This window comes from Rufibacter roseolus (genome assembly GCF_017916365.1).
Taxonomy (GTDB): Bacteria; Bacteroidota; Bacteroidia; order Cytophagales; family Hymenobacteraceae; genus Nibribacter; species Nibribacter roseolus.
This window is the reverse complement of the sequence record NZ_JAFMSU010000001.1, coordinates 457,624-482,799: the sequence shown is the minus strand read 5'-3', so window position 1 is coordinate 482,799 and position 25,176 is coordinate 457,624. Positions and strand designations below refer to the sequence as shown.

Genomic DNA, 25,176 nt, shown 5'->3' with positions numbered 1-25,176 from the left:
GTTTAATTTTTCTGCGCGATGAAGATTTGGCTGGAGTAAGAATTGTCATTCTGGGCACCGTGGAGGTTAGACCTGAACCCTGTGTAAAAGGAATCCAGCATCTTGGTCTGCCCGTTCTTGTACTTCTCACTGAGGATGCTCACGTAGTAGGCGTCCCACTTCATAGGTAACACTTCTTTGAGCTGCAACCGGTGTTTTTTCAAAAGCCGCTGCATGCTGGCTTTGTTGAAGTGGTACAGATGGCGCGGAACATCGTACGCAGCCCAATTGGCGCCATACTTCTTGGCATCGTAGGAATCTGCGTTAGGTACGGCAATCACTACATGGCCTCCTTTTTTGGTGGCGTTCACCAGAGCTTTGAGCGTTTCGTTCAACTGGTGGATGTGCTCCAATACGTGCCACATGGTGACTACCTCAAACGTTTCCTGGCCAATTTCTTCTAAACTGCCTTGAAACAGCGGCTTGCCAATTTTCTCCTCCGTCTGCTTCCGGGCTGCCTCGTTGGGCTCTACTCCTTCTACTTGCCAGCCTTGTTTTTGGCAACCCTGCAGGAAATAACCCACTCCACAACCGTAGTCTAAGATGCGGCCCTTGTTTCCCAGTTTGTTTACCAGCTCCACCTTGTTCTTTACCGCCATGGAACGAACCAGGCGGTAGGTTTTATTAAGCAGGCCTTTGCTAGTATCTGAATGGGAGATGTAAGCCTCCGAGGCATAGTACGGGGCTATGCTCTCCTCGGGCGGACGCGGGTTCGTGAACTTGAGCTGGCAGTTTTTGCACTGCACAATCACAAAACTCTCCTGGCTTACGCTTTTGTCTTGTACTACTAGAAAATTCTTAAACTCTGTTTTTGAACAAATGGGGCAATGGTCTAGCCGTTCGTAGCTCATTCTATTTTCCTAAGTATACCATCAGGATGGAGATATCTGCGGGAGATACGCCACTGATGCGGGATGCTTGTCCTAAGGTTTCTGGCTGTACTTTCAAGAGCTTCTCGCGGGCTTCGTTGGAAAGCGCCGTGATGGCTTTGTAGTCCAGTCGGTCTTTGATGCGGTAGTTTTCCAGTTCCTCCATTTTTGAGGCCATCTGGTTTTCTTTCTCAATATAGCTCGCATATTTCAAAAGAATAACCGCCTGCTCCAGGCTGTCTGGTAAATATTTGCTCAGGTACAGTTTCAGGCTCTCTGATGATTCCACCAGGTGCTCCAATTCTACATTTGGGCGTTTCAACAAATTGCCGGCTTTGGCTCGCTCGCTGATAGGTGCGGAGTCAAGGGAAAGCAGCATGGCGTTTACTTCTTCCGGCTCAATTCCTTTTTGCTGCAGATACGTGAGTACTTCCTGCGTCTCTTGTCTCTTGCGGTTCACTTTCTGCAGACGCTCTTCTGAGGCAAGACCCAGTTGGTAGCCTTTCTCGGTGAGGCGAAGATCTGCGTTGTCCTGGCGCAACAAGATGCGGTGTTCGGCGCGCGAGGTGAACATACGATATGGTTCGTTTGTACCCTTGTTTACTAGATCGTCGATCAAAACACCTATGTACGCCTCTGATCTTTTCAAGACGAACGGTTCTGAGTTATGCACCTTATTATGGGCGTTAATTCCCGCCATAAGGCCCTGGCAGGCCGCTTCCTCGTATCCGGTGGTACCGTTAATCTGCCCTGCGAAGTAGAGGTTATCCACCAACTTCGTTTCCAGCGTGAGGTTCAATTGGGTAGGCGGGAAGAAGTCATATTCAATAGCGTAACCCGGTCTGAACATCTTCGCGTTCTCAAATCCGGGGATTTCGCGGAGGGCTTTGAACTGCACATCCTCGGGCAATGAGCTGGAGAAACCGTTCACGTAAACTTCCACGGTGCTCCATCCTTCCGGTTCCACGAAGATCTGGTGACGGTCACGTTCCGCGAATCGGTTGATCTTATCTTCAATGGATGGGCAGTACCTCGGACCCAAGCCTTGGATGCGTCCCTGGAACATGGGCGATTTCTCAAACCCGGTTTTCAGGATCTCGTGTACTTTGGAGTTAGTGTACGTGATGTAGCAGCTCCGCTGATTGGTGAGCGCCGGGGTATCGGTGTAGGAGAACTTAGACGGATTCTCATCGCCCTTCTGCTCTTCCATCACGTCATAGTTCAGGCTACGGCCGTCTACGCGCGGAGGCGTTCCGGTTTTCATGCGGCCGGCTTCAAAGCCCAACTGCACCAATTGCTCGGTGATGCCTTTTGCGGATTTTTCGGCGGCTCTGCCGCCGCCCAATTTTTTCTCGCCAATATGGATGATGCCATTCAGGAAGGTTCCGTTGGTTAAGACTACGGCTTTGGCTCTGATCTCAATGCCCAGGCTGGTCTTCACTCCTACCGCCTGGCAGTCTTCCACCAGGATCTCAGAAACCATCTCCTGCCAGAAATCAATATTAGGCGTTTGCTCCAGGGCCATTCTCCACTCCTCAGCAAAGCGCATGCGGTCGCTCTGAGCCCGCGGGCTCCACATGGCGGGACCCTTGGACATGTTCAGCATCCGAAATTGGATCATGGTCTTGTCCGTAATGATTCCGCTCATGCCACCCAGGGCGTCAACTTCTCTTACAATCTGGCCTTTGGCCACGCCCCCCATAGCCGGGTTGCAGGACATTTGCGCAATAGTGTTCATGTTCATGGTTACGAGCAATACCTTCGACCCCATGGTGGCGGCCGCATGTGCAGCTTCGCACCCGGCATGTCCCGCCCCAACTACTATTACATCATAACTTGTGAACATAGTGTGGATTAGTGTGATGTTTCACGTGAAACATTGTTGATAAGTGAGGAAAACTCTAGAAAGAGGTGTTTACAACTTCAGCAGATCTAAACACTCATTTTCTTTGGCTCGCATTAAAGCCTTCTTTTCTGGCGTTTTATCATCAAAACCGAGCAAGTGGAGTAAGCCATGCGCCATTACCCGGTGAAGCTCTTCTTCTGGGGAAATGTTGAAAGTAGCGGCATTGTCCACAATGCGGTCTATACTAATGAAAACATCACCTTCAATAACTCCCTCAAAGTCGGAATTATCAAAGGTGATGACATCAGTGAGCGTATCATGCTCTAAGTATTCTACATTCATCTGATGAAGATATTCATCGGAACAAAAAATGTAGTTCAAAGATTCTAATTCGAAGTCATATTTCGAAATTATTTCCAAAAGCCACGTTTTGACTTTCTCTTCGTTTTTAACCTCAAATTCTACCTCCTCGGTAAAGAACTCAATGGGTAGTTCCTGCATTCTCAATATTGAAAGTTAAAGAAACCGTACGTCCGTCATTACTGAAAGAGACATCGTCGCAGAGGTTACGCATTAAGAAGATACCTCTTCCGCCGGGGTTCTCCAGGTTCTCTGGGGCAGTTGGGTCAGATAAGGTCTCTGGGTCAAATCCGTTTCCTTCGTCCTGTACTTCAAAGCGAAGTTGGTTGGGCTCTACAAAAAGAGAAAGATAGACGTTCTTATCTTTATCAAACTTGTTGCCGTGTCTGATGGCGTTGTTCACAGATTCCGTCACGGCAACCATGATATTACCATAGATGTCATCTTCAATCTGAAATTTCTCCCGTGAGTTGTCAATGAAGCTCTCCACGATACGGATATTCTCAATGATAGAAGGAATCTGAATTTTAACTTGATTCATAATATGTTTACTATATCTGAAATGTCTGCAAATCTAATAACCTAATCGCTTAAAATAAGCATCTACTTGCTTTTTATAATAAGGTGTTAAAGCAGGTAGGTTCTGACGGAGCGATTCTGTCTGCTGTTTCTGCCGTTCCTGGTATTTCTGAAGCGATGGCGGGATACGGGCGGGCAATTCCTTGGCGGTGTTTGCCTCTCGTTTCTCATCCAGATCACGTTCATTGGCGGCTTTCTCAGCTTGCAGCAAACGAGTCAAAATCTCCTTCTGCCGCATCATGGTCTGCTCTGTAAGACGTTTATTAACGAGATCAGTTTCGGTTTGTTCCATGAGCTTGCTCAAATTACTGAGTTTCTCCCCTCCTTCTTTGCCCCCCGGCTGAGTAGGCGAAGGCGCCAGTTCCTTCATGGCATTCCGGAGCATTTCCTGCTGTGCCGCTAGGCGGGCCAGTTGCTCCGACAATTGCTGACCACTTTGGCCGCTCTTCTGAAGCTGCTGGATCTGCTCATTCAACTGCTGCTGCATTTGCCCTAAAGCGCCCGGTTGGTTCTTTCCGTTCTTGCCTTTGCCTTTCTTCTTGCCAGGGCCAGCTTGCTGCATAGCCATCATGGCCTGTTGCATCTGCTGCTGCACGTCACTCAACATCAGGGCCAGGTTGTTCATGGAGGTCATGGCCAGTTGCTGGTGCTGACCCGTCTTAGGCAGATTCCGGTCCTTGATAGCCTCAGAACTGTTCTGCATCTCCCCTTCCATGGCACCCACCTCGCGGGTCACGAAGGACTGTATCTGCGGCACGCGTTTGGCAAGGGAGAGCAAAGAGTCTTCAATGATCTTGGCATCATCTGAGAGTTTGATCTGCTGCTGTGCCAGCCCGATGAACCTCGGGTCGCTCTGCTGCACGTTCCGGAAGTCCTTCATCAATTTCTCCTGGTCAAAGGACAGTGTTACCAGGTTCTCCAGGATGTCCCGCAGATGGTCCAGGTTCTGCTGGGCTTGTTGCATATCGCCTTCCATTTCTTGGCTCTGCATCTGCTGCGACATCTGCTTCATCTTCTGTGCCGCCGATTTCTGCGACTGACTCGCTTTCTTGTTCTGGCCTTTTTGCATGGACTCCTGGGCATTCTCCTGCTCCTGCTCAATCTGCTCCTCCATCTTATCGGTGTCAGGGATGTCCTCAGGATTCTCCAGTTGCTCGTTCATCTTCTCGGCCTCTTTGAGGTCTTTCTGCATCTGCTTGAATTCTTCTTGCAGTTGCTTTTGTTCCTGCTGCAAGGCTTGGTCTGGCTTATTGTTCTGCTCGCCGGTTTTGTTCGCTAGATCCTCCTGCTTCTTGGCCAAGTCATCCAGTTTCTGTTGGGCATTGTCTAGCTTCTGCTCTACCTGCAGCTGCTTGAACATCTCCAGCAGGCGGTCCAACTCTTTCTGCAGGTTCTCTTCTTTGTTGTTGAGTTTGTCCAGAAGCGGCTGTATCTGTTCTGGTCGAGGCTGCTTTTGCTCCAGCAGTTTCTCCAGTTGCTCATAAAGCTTTTTGGTTTCCTCATCCAGCAGTTGGTCCATCATCTTCTTGAGTTGATCACGTTTCTCGGCTAATTTTTCGTTTTGGGGCGAGAAACGCTCCTGTTGCTGGTTCAACTGCTCGTTCATCTTCTGCAGTTGGGCCAGTTCTTCCTGTAGAGCCTTCTTCTTATCGGCGAGTTCTTGCAGGGCTTTTTTATCCTGGTAAGAGAGTTCTTTCTTCAGCTTGGTCTTCTCTTCGTTCTGCTCCAGGGATTTCTTCAACTCCTCGGCCTTGGTAAGCGAAGACTTCATCTGGGACTGCACCTGCTGCGAAGACTCCTCAATTGATTTCTGCACCTCAGACGGGTCTGGGTACTTGAAGATGAACGTGGAAGTGCGGGCGCTTTTTGGTTGGGGAACCTGGTCGTTGTCGGTTACTTGCACGAAGTACTCTAGTTTGTCGCCCGGCTGCAGGTTCAGCGGCTTCAGGTTCATTTGTCGGAAATACGACTGTGTGGCCAGAGAACCACTGAACGGAATAGAAACCGCTCTGTAGCCAGTGGCAGCTTTGTTTCCTCTGAGCACCCTGTAGTGCAGGGAAAGATTGCTGAAGCCGTAATCATCTGAGATGGTCCCACCTACTACTAAATAAGAGTACAGCACCGAGTCACGGAACTGTTCCAGGGTAATCTCAGGGTTGCGGTCTGGGATAACGGTGATCTGGTGCGAGATCTGCTCTTTGTTCTCTGAGTAGCGGTTCTTGAGGTGCATGCTGTAGCGGTGGCTTTGCATGAACGTCTTCCGCACCACGTATTCTTCGTCTTCGGTTTGCGCTTTTACTTTCTGGACCGGCGCATCAAACTGTAGCCAGAGCGAATCGGCGTTGTCCGCGGCCAGGCGCCAGGTCACTTGCGTTCCCTCCGGGATGGTCAGGTCTCCTGTGTTGTCCAGGATTTCGGCAGGCCGTTTGGTATAGGCAGGGTAACGTAACTGGGCCTTCAACTGCCGAAGCATGGGTCTGGCCACCACGGTTAAGCGGTTTTCATCTGAATAGAAGCCGGCGCCGGTCAACTGGAAATCCACTGACTCCTGCACTTGCTCAAAATCATAAACGTAAGTCTGGTCTTTCAACTTCTTGAGCGGCATCTGGCGGCCGTCAATCACCAGAAACACTTCCTCGGGTACCCGATTACCCTCAATGTTCACCTTCAACTGAAAGTCCTCGCCTTTGAATGCCTGCAAGGAGGAATTCTGGATTTCAAACTGGAAAGGAGCTTTAGGGGCATAATGCCGCTTGAAATGGATAATACGTTCCGTTCCCTGCACAAACAGAGCCGGATAAATGAAAGCCAGGATCACCACCAAAGTAAGCGGCAGCAGCAGGTATTTAAAGTAAGAGCGGTTCTGGGTGAACTTGATCCGTTCCGGAAAACGGTACCCTACCAATTCTTCTGAGCGCTGCTCCACACTGGCAGCCACCAGGTCATTGCCCATGGCTACGTTTTTCAGTTGCAGCAAATTGAGCAGGTGGTCCTGTATCTCTGGGAAATAATGGGAAACCTGTTGGGCGGCCTGCTCATCGGTGAGGAGTTTCTTTAGGTTGGTCAATCCCATAATGGGTGCCCAAAGCCATCTGATTACGGCAAAGGCACTGATGGCCAGAAATGAGAACAGCAGAAAGGCCCGTACCTCCGGCTGGAAATAAAAGAAATACTCCAGAACGGTGATGAGCAGATAAGAAGAAAGCACCAACCCCAATGAGAGTAAAGCACCTTTAAAAAGCAGGTTCAGGTAGAATTTGCGTTTAAACGCCTGAAGCTGCTGTAAAACTGTATCCAAAGAACCGGCAGCCCGCATAAATGAGATAAGATTAGAGTAGCCCGAAACAACGGTACGGGAGAAATGAGTACCAGCCGTTTCCTTTTATTGTCATACGTATTTAATCAGCAGAGTATTAACTCTTTTGCTTACTAATTTATTGTTAATTCTCTGATTTGAGAGCATTCCGCAGGGTTTTTGGGCTATGTTCCTCAAATCAGGTGAAAAACGCGATGGCGCAGGAAAATGGTTCCTGTGGATAGGTGAGGAATGGATTGCCCTACTCTACAATATAAGGAATGGCGCTGTCCACAGAAGAAGTAAAATAAAAATGCGTTTCTGGCCTGTTTTCCTAGAAACAGGCCAGAAACGCATTCTCAAGGTAGGAGGATAAAGCCTAGTTTTCCACGGGGTGCATTTCCAAAAGTATAGGGCAATGGTCTGAGTGTTTAGCCTCAGGTAAAATAGCGGCCCGCTTCATCAAAGGCTTCAAGTGCTCAGAAACCAAGAGGTAATCTATACGCCAGCCCAGGTTCTTGGCCCGGACATTGGCCCGATAACTCCACCAGGTGTATTGGTGCGGCTCCTGGTTGAAGTGCCGGAACGAATCAATGTAACCATCCTTCAAGAAACTGGAGAACCAGTTCCGTTCCTCGGGCAGGAAGCCGGATGAGTTGGCGTTTGATTTAGGGTTGTGGATATCAATGGCCTGGTGGCAGATGTTGTAGTCGCCGCAGATTACCAAACCAGGCACCGTGTCCTTTAAACCCTGAATGTATTGTTGAAAATCGCGGAGCCATTCCATCTTGAAGGCTTGGCGGTGCTCGCCGCTGGAGCCCGAAGGCATGTACACGTTCAACACCGAGTAGCCGTCATAATCTGCCCGGATAACTCTGCCCTCATGGTCGTACTGCTCAATGCCGCAGCCGATGCACACGTTTTTAGGCTCCTTTTTGGAAAGGATAGCCACACCGCTATAGCCTTTTTTAATGGCTGGATGCAGGTAAACATGATACCCTATTTCCTCAAAGCAAGCTTTGTCAAACTTGGTTTCGTCGGCTTTGATTTCCTGCAGGCAAAGCACGTCTGGGTTGGCGGCTTTCACCCAATCCAGGAAGCCTTTGGATATGGCAGACCTAATGCCGTTTACGTTGTAGCTGATAATCTTCATGAATTCATTTCGTCAAAGTACTCCAGGGCGTGCCACTTGAGCATGCGCTCCTGCTCTTTCAGGTTACAGGCCGGCAGCGGCTTCACCGATTTCCAGTGCGGCCACCCCTCCTGGTCTAGGCCCTCCAACTCATAGTAGCCAGACAGACTAAGGAGTTTGCAGGTGGCAATGTGCATCAGATCCTGCTTTTCTTCCTTGGTGAACTCCCGTATCCCCTGGCCTAGTTCCTGCACGCCAATCAAAAATAAGATGGCATTCAGGTCAGGCTTTTTCCCAAACTGTTTCTTGATGTCCTGGCGTAACGCGGCCCACCTAACATCAAAATCTTCTTCGTTCTCCATAGAATTTCTGTGTGCATAAGTGGCATAGCACCGGAGTGGATTTCTCTTCGCTTTCCACCATTTTTCTAAACTTTTTTAGAGCCTGATTTGATGAAAACAGCCCTAAAACGCTGTTTTAAGTAGATTATGTCTTCTTATTTTCTCTGTGAATGGAAGAAGAAAAAGACAGTAATCCACAAGTACAAACAACGGTTTTAGGGCTGTTTTCCCGAAAACAGGACGTAAACAGAAATCGTTCTAGGCTTGGGTTTGCCTTTCGGTTTTCAGTTCTTCCCAGTACTCCACGGCTCTTCTAAAGTGCGGGATCACGATGGATCCACCAATTAAGTTGGCGATGGCGAAGACCTCGTACACTTCCTCGTCAGAGAGGCCGCACTCAAAGCATTTGCCCAGGTGGTACTTGATGCAGTCGTCGCAACGCAGTACCATGGAGCAGGCCAAGCCCAGCATCTCTTTGGTCTTTACATTCAACGCACCTTCTGCGTAGGCATTCGTATCTAAGTTGAAAAAGCGCTTGATCACTTTATTGTCCGCCTCCATGATCTTCTCGTTCATGCGGGTGCGGTAATCGTTGAATTCTGTTACTAAGCTCATTTTATGCGTCATTAAAGGCGGCATTCTGCGCCGCTATGTAAAGTTACACCAAAATCCGCAAGTAGTCTATGTTGCCACCGCAGTTGGGCCTCCGTACGCTCTATCACGATTTCCTGGCGCTGCTTTTCCCCGAGGATTGCCGGGCCTGCGGCGGGGATTTAGCCATGGGTGAGGAAATCATCTGCAGCCACTGCCGCATCAAACTTCCGTACACCAACTTTCACCTCTCCCCTACTGACAACCCTTTGCACCAGGTTTTCTGGGGACGGGTTCCCATTCAACTGGCGGCGGCTTACCTTGTCTTCCAAGAGAAAGGACGCGTGCAGCGGTTGCTTCACCAGTTGAAATACAAAGGCCAGGAAGAAGTGGGTGAGTTATTGGGAAGGTGGTTCGGGGCTCAGCTTAAAACCCAGGAGGAATTCAGGGCTGTGGAAGTAGTGGTACCCGTACCCATGCACCAGAGCAAGGAGCGGCAGCGCGGCTATAACCAAGTCCTGGGTTTTGCGAAAGCCATTGCGGATCACCTGGAGCTGCCGTTGGCAACTGACGCCCTCCGGAAAAACCGACTTAGTGCTACCCAGACCACCAAAAACCGGCAAGCCAGATGGGAAGCCATGCAGCAGTTATATGCCATACATAGGCCGGAAGCCATACAGGGGAAACACGTCTTATTAGTAGATGATGTCATCACCACGGGTGCCACCATAGAAGCCTGTGCTCAGGTGCTGCTCAAGCAGGGGGCCACTGCCGTAAGCGTGGCGTCTATTGCCTACACCTTATAAAGGCGTAAAAGAAAATAGTCATAAACAAGAAAGGCCGGATATACCGGCCTTTCTTGTTTATGACTAAGAGTTGATTTCTTATTTGTTTGAGCCAGTGTTGATCATGGCGCAACGGAAACCAATGGTAGAGGTAGCTGAATCCTGCTCCATGTAACGACGGGTTCCTGGAGACAACCAGTAAGCCACGTCTTTCCAGGAACCACCTTTGTACACGCGCACGGTGTTGGTGATCAGAGACTGGAAGCCGGCTACATCATACATTGAAGAATCATCCTGCACACCGTTACGACGCACTGGGTTCAGGTCTTCCACATCCTGGAAGGAAAGCGGACGGTACACGTCTTGTACCCACTCGTTCACGTTACCAGCCATGTTGTACAGACCGAAGTCGTTTGGCGGGTAAGCGTACACGTACTCAGTGATCATGGCACCATCGTTCAATGAGCCAGCAATACCGGCGTAGTCACCACGGCCACGTTTGAAGTTAGCCAGGAACTGACCTTGGCCTTTGCCGTACGGGTTACGCACCTGGTGTCCATCCCAAGGATAGATACGCTTGTTGGTTTGGTTTTCTTCTTCGCTCAGCTGGGTTCCAATCAAAGCCTGGGCAGCATATTCCCACTCAGCTTCTGTTGGGAGACGGTAGTTGGGCAGAATGGCGCCAGACTCAATTGGAGGTGTAGTTCCTTCAGCTAATTCGCCATCATAGTCAGCAGCCAGGTTTTTGTTTACCATGGCGGTTCTCCAGGTACAGTAATCCTGGGCTTGCAACCAGCTCACCCCTACTACCGGGTAGTAGCGGAAACCTGGGTAACGCAGGTAATAGTTTACGTAAGGGTCGTTGAAAGACAATTCACGCTCCCAAACGGTGGTATCTGGCAAGGCCTTGGCGTAGATTTCTTCAGAAGAGTCTTTTCTGATGTAGTGCAGGTACTCCAGCCAGTGAATGTTGGCTACCTCTGCTTCATCCATGTAGAAAGACGCCACGGTTACGGTACGCTCAATGTTGTCGCGGGTCATGGCCACATCTTCCTCAGAAGAACCAAGGGTGGTTCTACCGCCTTCAATAAATACCAAACCGGGTCCTTCAGGTACGTCGCTATAGTCGGCTACAGCAAAACCACCTTCTTCATCATCATAGGCAATCCCAGTGGCAGTACTGTTTTTGCCGGGATCCTGGCTAGTGGGACGGTTGTTTTTAGAGCAGGAGGAGAAAACGATTGCTCCCGCCGCCAACACGTACATTAAGTGTTTAGAAACTTTCATAAAATTGGTAAATACCGGTAAGATTGTATTCTTTAGATCAAATGTGGCTTTTAACACGCAATAATATAGAAAATTAGAATGCCGGGCAAGAAATCCGATTGTATTTCTTGTCTGACCCAGACCTTTTAAAAATCTTCAAGTAATCCACTTTCTCAAAGGAAAGAACGAGCTCGTGCGTAGGGCCTATGGCTACCGGGCTGGCCGCAAGCGGATGCCGGTACGCATATCCTATTTTAAATCCTTTATGTGTAACGCCAACTATCCCCTGAATAGTGCTTGCAATTGAAGTATTTTTTGCGCCTGGCAACAAGGTGGTTCCCAACCCTAACGTAACAGGTGTGATATTGGCATAAATAGTTGCGTCTAAGCGGTTAAAGCTGCGCTGGTGCGTGTAGGAAACTGTGGGAATAAAGCTGATTTCCTCAAACCGATCACGGTTGAAATAGCTCCTCACGTAGAACTTGTAACCCGTCTGAAATTGCAGAACCGGAGCCGCGGTACTGGCCGACATCTCCCCTACTTTGGGATTATTCAAATGGTGCCCCGAGACGCCCAACCAGAACTGCGGCGTGAACAGCAGCAGCCCGCCAGATAAAGTGAGGTAAGAGGTTCTGTCCAATCCAAAGGTCTCGGCGGTGGGGTTGGTGACCGTGCCATTGGAGTTTAGCTGGTCTTCAAAGATGAGTCCGTTGGCAGACGGCTTCTGAGAACCATAGCCCACCTGCATGCCGGCACTTAAATCCAACTTTTCCTTTAATTTAGTATGGTACGCGTACAGCAGGCCGGCCTGTATTTTCTGGTACCCGCCTGCCGGGGCCTTGTCTGCCATGAAAGTGGCACCTACCGCATTTTTGTTCTGGGAAAAACGGTATTCTCCGCTGGCCCATTGGGTGCTGTAGCCGCCATTGACCCCTGTCCATTGTGACCGGTGGCCTGCCGTAATGCTGTAGTCAGACAATAATCCCGTGAAAGCCGGGTTAAGAAATAAACGGTGGGCATACGGCAGGGTGCTGGTGCTTTCCTGCGCCAAGGCTCCATGAGACAAAAAGAGCAAAGAAGAAACCAGTACCGCTAATCTTGCCGATCCACCTTGCCACCGCATACACCCGCGGCACACAAATTGCAGGAACCCATGTAAGCGTATATTCATCTGAAAATACCTAAACTTACAAGCTGAAAACACATCATTACTAACATGAGGAAAGTATTTATAGGTCTGGCAGTATTTATTGTGGTATTGCTGGCCGCAGCTGCTCTCATCCCTATCTTCTTCAAAGATAAGATTAAAGAGCGCCTGGATAAGGAGATTGCCAAAAGTATTAACGCCCGCGTCTTATACGAAACAAATAACGTAAGTCTGTCACTGTTTCGCACATTCCCAGACCTGGGCCTAAGCGTGAAAGAACTCACTATTGTGGGCAAAGATTCTTTCCAGCGCGACACCCTCGCCTACCTGCCTGATTTCAACCTGGGCCTGGACCTGATGAGCGTCATCTCAGGCGACCAGATTGAGATCAACTCGGTGCAGATGGATGAGCCGCGCCTCAAGCTGCTGGTGCTCAAAAGCGGGAAAGCCAACTGGGACATCTTCATCCCAGACACCGCCGCCACCCCAGAGGCCCAAGACACCACAGATTTCAAGATGGGTATTGAGGAATGGAAAATCAACAACGGCCAGATTGTGTACCAGGACCTGAGCATTCCGTTTGGGGTAAACGCCTACAATGTGCAGCACACCGGCAGCGGTGACCTGGCCAAAGACGTCTTCGATATGGAGACCAAGACGCAAGCAGAGCGCTTCACCATGACCTACGGCGGCGTGAACTACATTGAGAACAAGAAACTGGACGCCGATGTGACCATGGCCATGGACCTGGCCAACATGAAGTACACCTTTAAAGACAATAACTTCCGGATCAATGATTTTGCCCTGGGTATGGCCGGCTCCATTGCCATGCCTACCGATGACATCAACCTGGATTTAACTTTTAAGGCCCTGGAGACCGATTTTAAAAACATCTTCTCCCTGGTGCCCGGCGTGTTCACTGATAAGTTCAAGGACGTGAAGACCGATGGCAAGGTAGCGTTCAACGGTTACGTGAAAGGGATTTTCAACGAGACTTCTATGCCGGGTTTCGGGGTAGATCTTAAAGTGAACAACGGAACCTTCCAGTACCCAGACCTTCCGCAGGCCGCCAAGAACATCAACATTGACATGAGCGTGAAGAACGCCGACGGTAACATAGACCACACCTTGGTAGATGTGCGCAAACTGCATCTGGACCTAGGCAAGAACCCGGTAGATGGCCGCGTAGTCATTGATGGCCTGGAGCCGATGAAGATAGATGGTAACCTGAAGGCCAAATTAGACTTAGCCGAAGTGACCAAAGTATTCCCATTAGAAGGTACTACCCTGCGCGGCTTGCTGGATATAGATGCCAATGCTAAGGGCGTGTACTTTGAGAACCACATGCCGGTGGTTACCGCCGCGCTCAACCTCACCAACGGTTACGTGAAGTCTTCTGAGTTCCCGGCCCCACTGGAGCAGGTGAACGTTACCTCCACCGTAGTGAACCGCACCGGCAACGCCGCCGATACGGATATTCAGGTTTCCCGCTTCAAGATGCTGCTTGACAAAGAACCGCTGGAAGGACGCGTGTCCATTAAGAACCTGGCCCAACCGCAGTTCGATGCCGACATCAGAGGCGTGCTGGATCTGACCAAACTCACCAAGATCATTCCTATTGAAGGCACCACCCTCAGCGGACGTCTAAACGGAAATATCCTGGCCAAAGGCAAGATGACCGATGTAGACGCCGGCCGTTATGGAAATGTACAAGCCAGCGGCACCGTGCAGATTGCCAAACTGAATTACAAGAGCATTGATCTGCCCCAGGGCATGCGCATCAACTCGGCCAAGGCTACTTTCAACAATGAGAAGGTGGCGCTCCAAGGGCTTGATGGTTTCCTGGGCAAGAGCGATGTGCAGATGGACGGCACCGTCTCTAACTACATGGGCTACCTGTTTTCAGAGAACCAGCCTTTGCGCGGCAATTTCTCCCTGCGGTCCAACAGTTTCAATGTGAACGAATGGATGGTAGATGAGCATACCGGCCAAACGGTGCCCGCCTCAACCCAGCAAGCGCAAGGCGTGGTACAGGTACCAGCCAACCTGGATATGGTGTTGACAACCCAGGCCGGAACCGTTATCTATGATAACCTCAAGCTGCAGAATGTGAAGGGTAAAGTGAGTCTTAAAGACCAGATTGCCAGGCTGGAAGATGTTTCTTTCAACACGTTGGGCGGGCAGTTTTCCACTACCGGTTCCTATGACTCCAGAGACCTTATCCACCCTAAATTCTCCTTCGGGCTGGACATCAAGAACCTTGATTTTCAAGAGTCCTTTAACTCATTTAATACCATTCAGCGCCTTGCGCCCATTGCCAAACTGTTGAAGGGCGAGTTTTCTTCTAAGTTTAATTTCAGTGGAGAACTAGGCAGTGACATGATGCCGGTGATGAGTTCTCTTACAGGAAAAGGCATGATTGAAGTGGTAGAAGCCGTGGTTGCCAACGTGCAAGCGCTAGCCAAAATCAGCCAGCTGACCAACCTGAAGGAAGTGCAGAACTTCACCCTAAAGAACCGGGGTTTCGCGGCTGAGATCGTGGGCGGTAACCTAGTGGTGAAGCCGTTTGATTTTGCAGTGGGCGATATCAAGATGACCGTGGGCGGCACCAACAACGTGAGCGGAAAGGTAGACTACGTGGTGGCTATGGATGTTCCTTCCGGTAAGGTAGGCAACGCTTTGGCCGGCAAGATCACCAGCCTCACGGGGGTACAGAACCTCAATGGCCTGGAGCGGGTAACGCTGCAACTGGGCGTGACCGGAAACTACAATGACCCGGCCGTGGCCCTGAAAGGCAGCAGCCTCAAAGCCGAGGCCTCTTCGCTGGTGAAGCAGGTGGTCACCAGCAAACTGGAAGGCGTGAAAGAGAAATACAACGTGAACGTGCCCACGAACAAAGACAGCCTCAAAGTTGAATTGGCTAGAAAGCAGCAGGAAATGGAACTTAAGGCCCGGCAGGAACTGGAGCAGAAGCGCCAGGAAGCGGAGCAAAAGCTCAAAGCCGAGGCCAAGTCAAGGCTGAACAAACTTTTAGCTCCAAGAAAGCCAACTACTTCAACACCAGCAGATACCACCAAGAAACAGTAAGAATAACCATATAAATAGAGCCGTTTTTAGCCGTTTTTCTTAGAATAGGCTAAAAACGGCTCTATTATTGTGTAGCAACTCTCCGCCAGTCTTGCGTATAAGGTGGCGGCCGCCAAAATGGGTGGTCTTGTTCCTACTCACCTTTTTATTATGAAAAAACGATTGCTATTTGGAATGCTGTGGACGGCAGCTGTAGGGTTTGCCGCTTGTTCAGATGAAAATGACCCGGCCGGTTCTTCCCGCATGGAGGTACGCCTAACCGATGCTCCTGGAGGTTATGAAGAAGTAAACGTGGATATCCGCTCCGTGCAGATCCACCGCGAAGCCAACGATGATGAGGCTGGTTGGGAAACCCTGGAGACCATTCATCCTGGCGTATACAACCTTCTGGACTTCGCCAACGGCCGCGATACACTGCTCGCCAGCGCCAACCTGCCTGCTGGACGTATTTCCCAAATCAGGTTAGTGCTGGGAAACAACAACTCCCTCAAACTGAAAGGTGAGACCACTATCCGCCCGCTTACCACCCCCAGCGGCCAGACCTCGGGTCTGAAACTGCAGATCAACGCAGACCTGGTGGCCGATGTAACCTATAGATTACTGTTAGACTTTGATGCGGCCAAGTCAATTGTTCCACGTGGGAACAGCGGCCAATACAACCTGAAGCCGGTTATCCGCACGTATGCGCAAGCCATCGCGGGTGGTATCAGAGGCACCGTGACCCCAGCCGCCGCCAAGCCCGGCATTCTGGTGATCTCCGCCGCCAATGACACCATAGGGGGTTTCGCCGATGACGCAGGCCGCTACCTGATCAAGGGCATCCCGGCGGGAACCTACAAATTGCAGTTCAGCACCACCGCCCCTTACCAGAACAAAGAACTCACCAACATCACGGTCACCAATAACAGCATCACCGATGTTCCGGCGGTAGACCTTAACTAGAAAGAAAAGCAGCAAAATGAAGAGGGGAGCCCATCATAGGCTCCCCTCTTCATTTTTGTATCATGATCTGTTTAAAGGGTCATTTTAAGAAATTAACCTGAAAACAGGATTGGATCAAATCTCCAGGTCCTGGCCGTAGCGAATGCGCACGTAGGTTACGTAGTCTGAGTTGATGGGCTCATGCCCGGCCAAACGCAGCTCACGGGCAACCTGACCGCGGTGGTAGGTTGCGTGGTTGATGGCGTGGGTAAGGATGTCCTGCACTTTGGTGGAGTATGCTTTGCCTTGGGTGTTGGTGTATTCAATGGTGCGGTTCAGCTCAGCGTCATCGGCTTGGTCATACAGCTCCGCCAGTTTCGCCGAGGTCTGCTCATGCAGTTGGTGCAGCTCAGCCAGGCTATGGCGCTGCAGCACGGTAACCGGGCTCTTGGTGCCGGTGATCCGGGCAATCCAGATGGCCTGGGCGTTCAGGACGTGGCTGAACATGAGTTGCGCGTAATCAGGGAGGTCTCCCTCAATGCGGTCAAAGCTTTTGAGCACGCGCCAGTTCGCCCAGATGTTGTATTCGGTGAGGTTTCTAAGTACGTCGTTAGTAGTCATGGGGCAGGTAATTAGGGGTACAGGGAGGCTTTCTGCCGCTCCGGTTTGGGCAAAAGTAGTAAACGTGACGGTTAGAAAGAATGTTTACGTATACTTTTGCAACAGGGCCCACACGTAAGGCAAGAATACCAAAAGCCCCGCCAGCGCAGCGGTAATAGAAGCAATAAGCACGGCTCCCGCCGCAATGTCTTTGGCTTTGCCCGCCAGCGGATGCCGTTCCGGCGATACCAGGTTCACCACCACCTCCAAGGCCGTGTTAAAGAGCTCGGCCATCCAGACCAGCCCGATGCAGAAGATGACAATAACCCATTCTACGGTAGTCAGTCCAAAGTAAAACCCGGCCGTCACCGCCGCCCCGGCAGACAGCACGTGCCACCGCAGGTTGATCTCAGACCGGAAAGCCGCCGTGATTCCCTTCAAAGCATACCCGAAACTGTTCAGGCGTCTTCTAAAAAAGGTGGGTTGTTGTGGTTCCATCTTGGGTACTTACGCAAGGCAAGCCGGGCAGGTGCAATTTCTATTCTCCATCACCTGAAGTGAATGAACATCTAACTGCGTTTTAAGGCCATTTACACAAAAATGGCCGCAAAAAAGTGTAGGCTTGCCAATTGACTAAGGAATTGATCATACTTTGATGATGATGTTCTTCCGGTACATGGCATAGAGCAACACCATGAAGAAGAGAATCCAGGTGATGGCCCAGGCCAATGAGGCATTGATGGGGCTCAGGTACGGCGTGTAGAAAGACTCGTAGAGGAATGTCTTGCTGTCTACCTCACCGGCCGGCGTGTCTATCTTGATCATGGACAGGATTCTGGGCAGAAGTCCGGAGAGAAAGAAAACAGTGATGGCGTTCACGCCATACACCAGAAAAGGCGTGGTGAATCTTCTATAGCCTTTCACGTCAATAAGCCAGTAGCACAGCCCTAAGCCCAGCATAGCTAACCCCGAGGTGTACAGCACAAAGGAACTGGTCCAGATACTTTTATTGATAGGAAAGTGTAGGTCCCAGATGAGCCCCAGGCAGGTACAGATCACACCCCACACCATAAGCCAGGCTATTTTGTTTCCGGGATCGTCTTTCTTCCTGAGCCACTGCCCTACCAACACCCCTGATAGCGCAGTAGCCACCGCCGGGAATGTACTTAGAATGCCTTCCGGGTCCCAGACCTTGGTTGATTTCCAGAGGTGGCCGGGTAGCAGTTTGTTGTCCAGCCAGGCGGCCAGATTAGTGCTAGGTTGCAGGTTGGCCTCCCCTATGCCGGGCACCGGGGCAAACATCATCAGGGCCCAATACCCTATCAACAGAAAAGCGGCAATCAGAATCTGGGTACGGCGCTCAGTTTTAAGGAAGATAATGGCCGCGATGATGAAAACCACCCCAATGCGCGCCAATACCCCTGGTATCCGGACCGTTTCGAAGTCAAATTTGGGAAAGAGGGCCAGAAACAGACCCAGGGCAAACAGGGTAAGTCCGCGCCTTATAATCCGGAAGATGGTAGCCGTATGCTGCTCAGGACGCTGTTTGGCGCCGGACAAGGCATAGGCAATAGACACACCCACTATAAAAAGGAAAAACGGAAACACCAGATCGGTGGGGGTGCATCCGTGCCATTCTGCGTGCTTGAGCGGAGCGTAGATCTTGCCCCAATTGCCCGGGTTATTTACCAGAATCATGCTCAGCACCGTGATTCCCCTGAAAACATCCAGAGACCTGAGCCTTGTTTTATCGGGTTTCGTCAAGGCCTCTTGCGAGATCATTTCCGCTGGCGCCGATGTTGAAGTAGAGATTGTATTCATAGAAGATGATATCAGAGGTGGGAAAATAAGATGATTAGCTAAGGCGCAGGTTCACAGAACTTTGTAAAAGACAAGATAGCAGATTTTACCAGTTTTACGCCAGAAATGCAGGGAAATCTGCGGCCTGAGACCAAGATAGGTGGAAAGGCACTAATTTAAGTATTTAGCTGGGTCCTTTCATTTGTGTTAGTAAATTATTTAAGAAAGTCTTCATTAATCAAAAACAAAAATTAACACGTGCCGGCTTTAAATTAAAAATACTTACAATTGCTAGTGATGCTTTGCCAGGTTTTTTATAATTTTCCAATCAAATTTCATATAGACTCTACCCTATACTTAGGTAAACTGGTTAAATTATCGTTTTAAGGGCCTTTTCTGAAAACTTCATCCTAAACAAAGCAATTTTTGATGAAAAAAATAAATTGCGGCTTAAAGAAGAGTAAGTTTTTAGCAAATCTATAATTTTGCGCCTGCCTTGCCAATCAGTGGTTTATGCCAAGGTTTACCTACTTACCATCTATCTCCATACATTGATTTATTCACTTTCTCAGAATTCCGCAGATCAACAACAACAATCAGTACACCCCTAAATCCTTATTTATGAGAATAATGTTACGGCTAATTCTATTTGCCCTGTGCATCTGCATTGCGCAGGCGGGTTTTGCCCAAAGCAGAACCATTACCGGAAGGGTCACCTCTTCTGAAGACAACTCCGCCATGCCCGGCGTGAGTGTGGTAGTAAAAGGGTCCTCCAACGGTGTCTCCACCGATGCCGAGGGTAGATACTCTATCCAGGCGGCGCCGGGTAGCGTGTTAGTGTTCAGTTTCATTGGTATGGTTCCGCAGGAGCGCACCATTGGCGTAGACAATACCATCAACATTGTGCTGGTTTCAGATTCCAAGGCTTTGGAGGAAGTGGTAGTAACCGGTTTCAACATTGCCCAGGAGCGGAAGAGCATCAACTATGCCGTGCAAGAGGTAAGCGGTGCGGCCCTGGAAGAGTCTCGTCAGCAGAACGTGGTGAACGCCCTGCAAGGGAAAGTGGCCGGGGTGAACATCACTAGTTCCGGCGGGGGTGCCGGCGAAGGCTCCAGCATCGTTATCAGAGGGGGTTCTTCTATTGACGGTGACAACCAGCCTTTATTTGTGATTGACGGTATTCCGGTAGACAACTCCTCGTTCCAGGAGTCAACTGCGCCCGGTGCCGGTAGCGGTTTCAACGGGATGTTGGGTCGCTCGGTGGGTGCCTCTAACCGCGCCGGTGACATCAACCCAGATGACATTGCTTCTATCACCGTGTTGAAAGGACCTGCCGCGGCAGCGTTATATGGTCTGCGTGCCGGTAACGGTGCCGTGATCATCACTACCAAAAAAGGCGTGGCTGGTCAGACCTCTATCACCTACAACGGTCTTTTCTCAATGGACCAGGTAAACAGACTGCCTGAAGTGCAGCAGGTGTACCAGCAGGGAACCAACGGGGTGTTTGACGCTACTACCCGCAGATCTTGGGGACCTAAGTTCCAGGAAGGGCAACCTGTCTACAACAACGTGGAAGATTTCTTCCAGACCGGCTTTAAGATGAACCACAACCTGAGCATCTCGGGCGGCTCAGAGAAAACCAGTTTCTATATCTCCGCAAACCACTTAGACCAGGGTGGGGTGGTGCCTGAGACCGAGTATGAGAAGAACTCGGTGCGGGTGTCTGGTACAGCTAAATTCAACGACAAGCTTTCATTTGACGGATCTGCCAACTACTTACAGACAAGCGGTAAAAGAGCGTTGCAAGGCCCGGGTCTGTTTGGCGGAACCGGTGGTTTCCTGGTAAGTATCTTTAACTGGCCGCTAAACGACAACATGTCTGACTGGCAAAACCCAGACGGTTCACGCCGTAGACTGTTAGAGAGCGTAACCGGTGACATTGACAACCCTTACTTCACGGTTAACAAAAACCCGCAGACCGATCGTACCGACCGTATCATTGGTAACGTAGGCATCACCTTGGATCCTACTAAATGGTTAAAGATCAACTACCGCGTTGGTACCGATGTGTACACCGAGCGTACCCAGAGTGTGCGTTCTCCAGGTACTTCTTTGCCTAACAACCAATCTGGTGGTCTGGCTATCTCTGTGAACCAGTTCCAGCAGTACACCTCTAACTTTGTGGTAACCGCCAACAAGAACATCACTGAGAAATTTGGCGTGGGCTTGGTATTGGGTAACACCGTTGAGCAAACCGAGACCAAAGGCGTTGACTACTTAGGTCTGATTTTCCAGAATCCAGACTTTGTGGGCCTGAACAACACCACCAACCGCAGCGTGATTCAGCGGAACTCCCTGCGTCGTTTGATTGGGGCGTTTGGTCGGGTAAGCTTTGACTATGACAACTTCCTGTTCCTGGAATTGCAGGGCCGTAATGACTGGTCTTCTACCCTTCCGGTGAAAAATCGTTCTTTCGCCTACGGTTCTGCCAGCTTGGGTTACGTGTTCACAGAGCACCTGCCGCTTAGCTCAGGCTCTTTCCTGAAGTTTGGTAAATTCAACATCTCTTACGCGCAGGTAGGTAAAGATTCTCCTCCTTACCGCGTTACTTCTCCGTTGACCAACAACACCTTCCTGGGCGGTGGTTTCCGGAACAACTTCTTCGGTGGTAACCCAGAGCTGAAGCCAGAGACCAAGAACTCCTTTGAGACTGGCCTGGACTTCAACTTCTCTAAAAACAACCTGCGTTTCAACGTTACTTATTATAATGACAGAACCGTTGACCAGATCATCGCGCCGCGTCTGAGCCAGGCTTCTGGTTTCATTCTGCAGTACGTGAACGGCGGAACCGTAGAGAACAAAGGGGTTGAGGCAATCTTGTCAGGAACGGCTATCCAGAAAGGTGGCTTTGCCTGGGATGTAGTAGCCAACTTCGCCCGCAACAGAAGCAAAGTAGTAAGCATCCCTTATCCATTAACTGAGATTTACCAATCAGATGCCTGGATTGTAGGCTTCGCTAGAGGTGGTGTGTTCCAAGGTGGTTCTTTGAGCGGCCTGAGCGCCATGCAGTATGAGCGTGCTCCAGACGGCCAGATGATCATCAGCGCCGCTGGTTACCCAACCTTTGTGGACCAGAAATTCACGTATGCCGGTGACCGCGCCCCAGACTATACCCTGCAAATCACCAACACCTTCAACTACAACAACCTGTCGCTTTCTTTCCTGACTGATATCCGCAAAGGCGGCGTGGTGGTGAACGGTAACGAGGCTACCCTGGTAAACAGCGGTTTGAGCACCCGTACGTTGGACCGTTATAAAAAAGCTGTGTTCCCAGGTGTGGTAGCCGTGACCGGTGCCGATGGAAAAGTAACCTACGTGCCTAACACCAGAGAAGTAGAATTGACAGAGAGCTACTACCGTAACATCATGTCTGTGGTAGGTGATGACTTCATTGAAGACGCTTCCTGGATCCGTCTGCGTTACGTGACCCTGGCCTACAAATTGCCTAAATCAGCTTTCGGACGCATTCCTTTCAAAAACGTGGAACTGAACGTGACGGGCCGTAACCTCGTCCTTTTGACCAAATATTCAGGATCTGACCCAGAAACAGCTTCTGCCGGAGCGGGTGTTCGTGGTGGTGGTTCCGGTGGCTTCGACTACGGAAGCGTGCCAGGTACCAAAGGTGTTGACTTCGGCGTGAAATTATCCTTCTAGTTTATTGAGACTCAAATCATGAAAAAATTTATCATAGGTTTTTGCGCAGTGGTAGGCTTAGGGCTTACCTCCTGCGACAATTTTTTGGATGTCAATGAAGATCCAAACAACCCGGTTTCCACTACGCCTAATTACCTGCTGCCAAGCATCATTGGCAACGGTCTGCAGGTGCAGCTTCTGTCTGAGCTGAGAGTGGGGCAGATCACGCAGAACATTGCCGGTAGAACGGCCAACATCACCACTGACCAGTACTTCTTCACGCCAAGTAACTCTACCTCTACCTTCAACAACACCTATTACCTGGTGGGTAGCAACATTGGCCCCATGATGGAGTCAGCGGCGGCTGAGGGTTCTCCTTATTATGTAGGAGCTGGCAAAGCCATGAAAGCGATCATCATGGCCCACCTGACCGATATGCTGGGCGATGTTCCTTACACCGAGGCGTGGCAAGGATACACCAACATTGCGCCTAAGTATGATCCGCAGGAGCAGATCTATTCTACCATCCTTACCTTGTTGGATGAGGCTGAGGTGGAGTTCTCTAAGCCTGCCACGGAGAACAAGCGCCCGTTCTATACCGCTAACCCGGTAAGCGGCGATATCCTGTACCAGGGTGATGTAAGCAAATGGATCAAACTGGTGAACTCTATTAAGGCTCGTCAGCTGAACCACTTGACCAAGAAAGCCAATTACAATCCAGATGCCGTTCTGGCCGCCATTGACAAAGGAATCAAATCCAACGCCGATGACGCCATGCTGGGCTACAGACAACCTACCAGCGTGGAGTCTGCCACTACCAGCATCTTCGGGCCTACCAGAGCAAACTTTGCCAGCTATACCTTTGGCAAAATGTTCGTGAACCTGCTGAACGGAACCACCTTGCTGGGTGATGCCACCGCGGCTGATGATCCTCGTTTCCCTATCATCTCCCCAACCCTGAGCAACGGAGCCGTACCAGGCGCTGGTTCTTCGCCAGCCCTTGCTGCCACAGATATCTATGGCGGTTACTACTCTACAGACAACAGCCCTTTCCCGATGGTGACCAATGCTGAGATGCGTTTCATTGAGGCAGAAGCTGCTTTCCGGAAGGGTGACAAAACCCGTGCCTTTACCGCTTACAAAGCCGGTATAACTGCGCACATGACCAAGCTGGGAGTAGCTGCGGCTGCCCAAGCTACGTACATGGCCAGCGCGGCCGTAGCCCAGAGCGAGACTACCCTGACCCTGAAGAACATCATGGAGCAGAAGTACATTGCCATGTTCCTGAACCCAGAGTCCTGGTCAGACATGCGCAGATTTGATTTCGATCCTACCATCTACCCAGGTTTCCAGATGCCAACCGGCGTGAACGCCCTGCTGAACGGTAAAGTAGTTCGTCGCCTCCCTCCTGCCCAAACTGAGACGCAGTTTAACCCAACTGAAGTAGCCAGAATGGGCTGGGGTGCCCAGGATTATGTGACCATCCCAGTTTGGTGGGATCAGCAATAGTAGGTAGAAGTAAAGGACTTAATCTAAAGAAGATATGAAAAGCATTTTTAATAAATACCTGGCCCTGCCTGCTATAGCTTTCACATGTTTGTCTTTGACATCGTGTGAAGAAGATTACGAGCCACCCTACAAAATCACTGAAGACTCTTTCCAGATTTTCCAAGCTACCGGTACACTGCCGGTAGCTGCCAAGTACGCGGCCGGTGAGACCGTGAAACTGGAGTTGGTGTACAACAAATCTGATGTAAAGGAAATTGTGCTCCTGCAGAAGTTTGATAACCAGGACTCCTCCGTGGTGAGAACACTTCCGGCCCAGGGCGCTTTCTCAAAGATCAAGAGAGCCGATACCCTGGTGGTGGAGTACGTGGTACCTGCAGGCTTAGCTAACAAAGCCACCGTGCGGTTAGATGCCAAAGCCATTGGGTTCAACAATGCCTCTAAAACCAGAAGCGCATCTTTCAGAATAGCCGAGGCTACGCCTACCATCAAGATCAAAAGCGTAGCGCACCGTTCTGCCGTGACGGCCGGAGCCAACACTGCCAATGATGTGATCCGTTACGAATTGGTGCTGAACGAGGGTGGCGTAACTTCCGCTACTGCTACTACTTCTGCTTCTGCCATCCTGTTCAAGGACCTGGACAGCTTGAACGTGTACGCTACCGTGGGCACCAACCCAGAGACTAGAATTGACAGAATCGGGTTGACCAAATCTGGCGCCGCGCTTACTAGAAACGTGGATGTGAAGGTTCCGGCCAACGCCGTTGGTCAGGATGTGGTTTTCCGTTTCGAGGCGAAAGCGGTTTCTCCTAAGAACGCTGCTTCTGTTTCTTCGGCACCGGTGAGCATTGTGGCGGCCACTCCTTTCACGGGAACTGCTACCGCTACCATCGGGATCAACGGTGATGCTGCTGCCACTTCCTTCAACTTTGTGGGAAGAGCTAATGTAGGAACCGAGACTGCCACCACGAACAAGGATATCACAGTGACCAGCGTAGGAAGCAACAAGTTTGCGGTGAAAGCCGAGAACAAGACCGCTTTTGTGAAAACCACGGCTGCCGTGTACAACAGCGCTACTGTGAACAGCGTACGCCAGGCGTATTACACGGCTTCTGCGGCCACGCCAAGCCAGGTAGTGACTTCCATTGCTGACCTGGTAGTGGGTGACGTGTACATCGCTAAATTGGTGGATACGAACAACTACGTGATCTTCAAGGTAACCGGCATCAACAGAGCCGGCGCCGATAACCAGACCACCGCTACGTTAGAGTACAAGTACCTGCAACCATAATGAATACTAAAGAAGGACCGTTCATAAG

General features: G+C 50.4%; 19 protein-coding genes. 6 read left to right on the top strand and 13 right to left on the bottom strand.

The features are described 5' to 3' along the window. Positions 1-2: 2 nt before the first annotated feature. From J3P35_RS02050 to J3P35_RS02015, 8 genes are all read right to left on the bottom strand, one after another. Positions 3-890, bottom strand: a complete 888-nt coding sequence (locus J3P35_RS02050; RefSeq protein WP_210462579.1) for a class I SAM-dependent methyltransferase — start codon at positions 888-890, stop codon at positions 3-5. A 1-nt stretch (position 891) separates the two neighbouring features. Beyond that, positions 892-2,754 (bottom strand): tRNA uridine-5-carboxymethylaminomethyl(34) synthesis enzyme MnmG, encoded by a 1,863-nt coding sequence (gene mnmG, locus J3P35_RS02045; RefSeq protein WP_210462578.1) that lies wholly within the window; start codon positions 2,752-2,754, stop codon positions 892-894. 69 nt (positions 2,755-2,823) lie between these two features. Continuing rightward, positions 2,824-3,255, bottom strand: coding sequence for an rRNA maturation RNase YbeY (gene ybeY / locus J3P35_RS02040; RefSeq protein ID WP_210462577.1), 432 nt, complete (start codon positions 3,253-3,255; stop codon positions 2,824-2,826). After that, a complete protein-coding gene (locus J3P35_RS02035; RefSeq protein ID WP_123127003.1) occupies positions 3,236-3,655 on the bottom strand; it encodes an ATP-binding protein in 420 nt (139 codons plus the stop codon). The genes ybeY and J3P35_RS02035 overlap by 20 nt, the downstream gene beginning before the upstream one ends. 33 nt (positions 3,656-3,688) lie before the next feature. After that, positions 3,689-6,991, bottom strand: a complete 3,303-nt coding sequence (locus J3P35_RS02030) for a DUF4175 family protein (protein ID WP_246849909.1) — start codon at positions 6,989-6,991, stop codon at positions 3,689-3,691. Between the two features lie 376 nt (positions 6,992-7,367). Beyond that, positions 7,368-8,141: an exodeoxyribonuclease III gene (locus tag J3P35_RS02025; protein ID WP_210462575.1), complete on the bottom strand. Its 774-nt coding sequence runs from the start codon at positions 8,139-8,141 to the stop codon at positions 7,368-7,370. Further along, positions 8,138-8,482: a hypothetical protein gene (locus J3P35_RS02020; protein ID WP_210462574.1), complete on the bottom strand. Its 345-nt coding sequence runs from the start codon at positions 8,480-8,482 to the stop codon at positions 8,138-8,140. The genes J3P35_RS02025 and J3P35_RS02020 overlap by 4 nt, the downstream gene beginning before the upstream one ends. 237 nt (positions 8,483-8,719) lie before the next feature. Beyond that, the gene (locus J3P35_RS02015) at positions 8,720-9,076 is read right to left on the bottom strand and encodes a carboxymuconolactone decarboxylase family protein (RefSeq protein ID WP_210462573.1); all 357 of its coding nucleotides are present in this window, start codon (positions 9,074-9,076) and stop codon (positions 8,720-8,722) included. 68 nt (positions 9,077-9,144) lie between these two features. Between J3P35_RS02015 and J3P35_RS02010 the strand changes: the two genes are divergently transcribed. Continuing rightward, positions 9,145-9,858, top strand: coding sequence for a ComF family protein (locus tag J3P35_RS02010; RefSeq protein ID WP_210462571.1), 714 nt, complete (start codon positions 9,145-9,147; stop codon positions 9,856-9,858). Between the two features lie 78 nt (positions 9,859-9,936). Here the strand turns inward: J3P35_RS02010 and gldJ are convergent, their stop codons facing one another. Beyond that, a complete protein-coding gene (gldJ, locus tag J3P35_RS02005) occupies positions 9,937-11,124 on the bottom strand; it encodes a gliding motility lipoprotein GldJ (protein WP_210462569.1) in 1,188 nt (395 codons plus the stop codon). A gap of 73 nt (positions 11,125-11,197) precedes the next feature. Continuing rightward, positions 11,198-12,274, bottom strand: coding sequence for a PorP/SprF family type IX secretion system membrane protein (locus J3P35_RS02000; protein WP_210462567.1), 1,077 nt, complete (start codon positions 12,272-12,274; stop codon positions 11,198-11,200). A gap of 45 nt (positions 12,275-12,319) precedes the next feature. On the opposite strand from J3P35_RS02000, the gene J3P35_RS01995 reads away from it, so the two are divergent. Together J3P35_RS01995 and J3P35_RS01990 are read left to right on the top strand one after the other, a co-directional pair. Then, complete coding sequence (locus J3P35_RS01995) at positions 12,320-15,337, top strand: AsmA family protein (protein ID WP_210462565.1); 3,018 nt, start codon at positions 12,320-12,322, stop codon at positions 15,335-15,337. 174 nt (positions 15,338-15,511) lie between these two features. Next, positions 15,512-16,279 carry a DUF4382 domain-containing protein gene (locus tag J3P35_RS01990; RefSeq protein WP_246849908.1) on the top strand — a complete coding sequence of 256 codons (768 nt, stop codon included), beginning with the start codon at positions 15,512-15,514 and terminating at the stop codon, positions 16,277-16,279. A gap of 114 nt (positions 16,280-16,393) precedes the next feature. Here the strand turns inward: J3P35_RS01990 and J3P35_RS01985 are convergent, their stop codons facing one another. From J3P35_RS01985 to J3P35_RS01975, 3 genes are all read right to left on the bottom strand, one after another. Beyond that, positions 16,394-16,879, bottom strand: a complete 486-nt coding sequence (locus tag J3P35_RS01985) for a DinB family protein (RefSeq protein WP_210462562.1) — start codon at positions 16,877-16,879, stop codon at positions 16,394-16,396. A gap of 84 nt (positions 16,880-16,963) precedes the next feature. Next, positions 16,964-17,356: a diacylglycerol kinase gene (locus J3P35_RS01980; RefSeq protein WP_210462560.1), complete on the bottom strand. Its 393-nt coding sequence runs from the start codon at positions 17,354-17,356 to the stop codon at positions 16,964-16,966. A gap of 147 nt (positions 17,357-17,503) precedes the next feature. Then, positions 17,504-18,679: an acyltransferase family protein gene (locus J3P35_RS01975; RefSeq protein WP_246849907.1), complete on the bottom strand. Its 1,176-nt coding sequence runs from the start codon at positions 18,677-18,679 to the stop codon at positions 17,504-17,506. Between the two features lie 600 nt (positions 18,680-19,279). Here J3P35_RS01975 and J3P35_RS01970 point away from each other — a divergent pair. The 3 genes from J3P35_RS01970 to J3P35_RS01960 are packed head-to-tail and all read left to right on the top strand — an operon-like array spanning position 19,280 to position 25,148. Then, complete coding sequence (locus J3P35_RS01970; protein ID WP_210462558.1) at positions 19,280-22,372, top strand: SusC/RagA family TonB-linked outer membrane protein; 3,093 nt, start codon at positions 19,280-19,282, stop codon at positions 22,370-22,372. 18 nt (positions 22,373-22,390) lie between these two features. Beyond that, complete coding sequence (locus J3P35_RS01965) at positions 22,391-23,860, top strand: SusD/RagB family nutrient-binding outer membrane lipoprotein (protein ID WP_210462556.1); 1,470 nt, start codon at positions 22,391-22,393, stop codon at positions 23,858-23,860. 34 nt (positions 23,861-23,894) lie between these two features. After that, entirely contained in the window at positions 23,895-25,148 is a 1,254-nt protein-coding gene (locus tag J3P35_RS01960) for a hypothetical protein (protein ID WP_210462555.1), read from the top strand. Positions 25,149-25,176 lie beyond the last annotated feature (28 nt).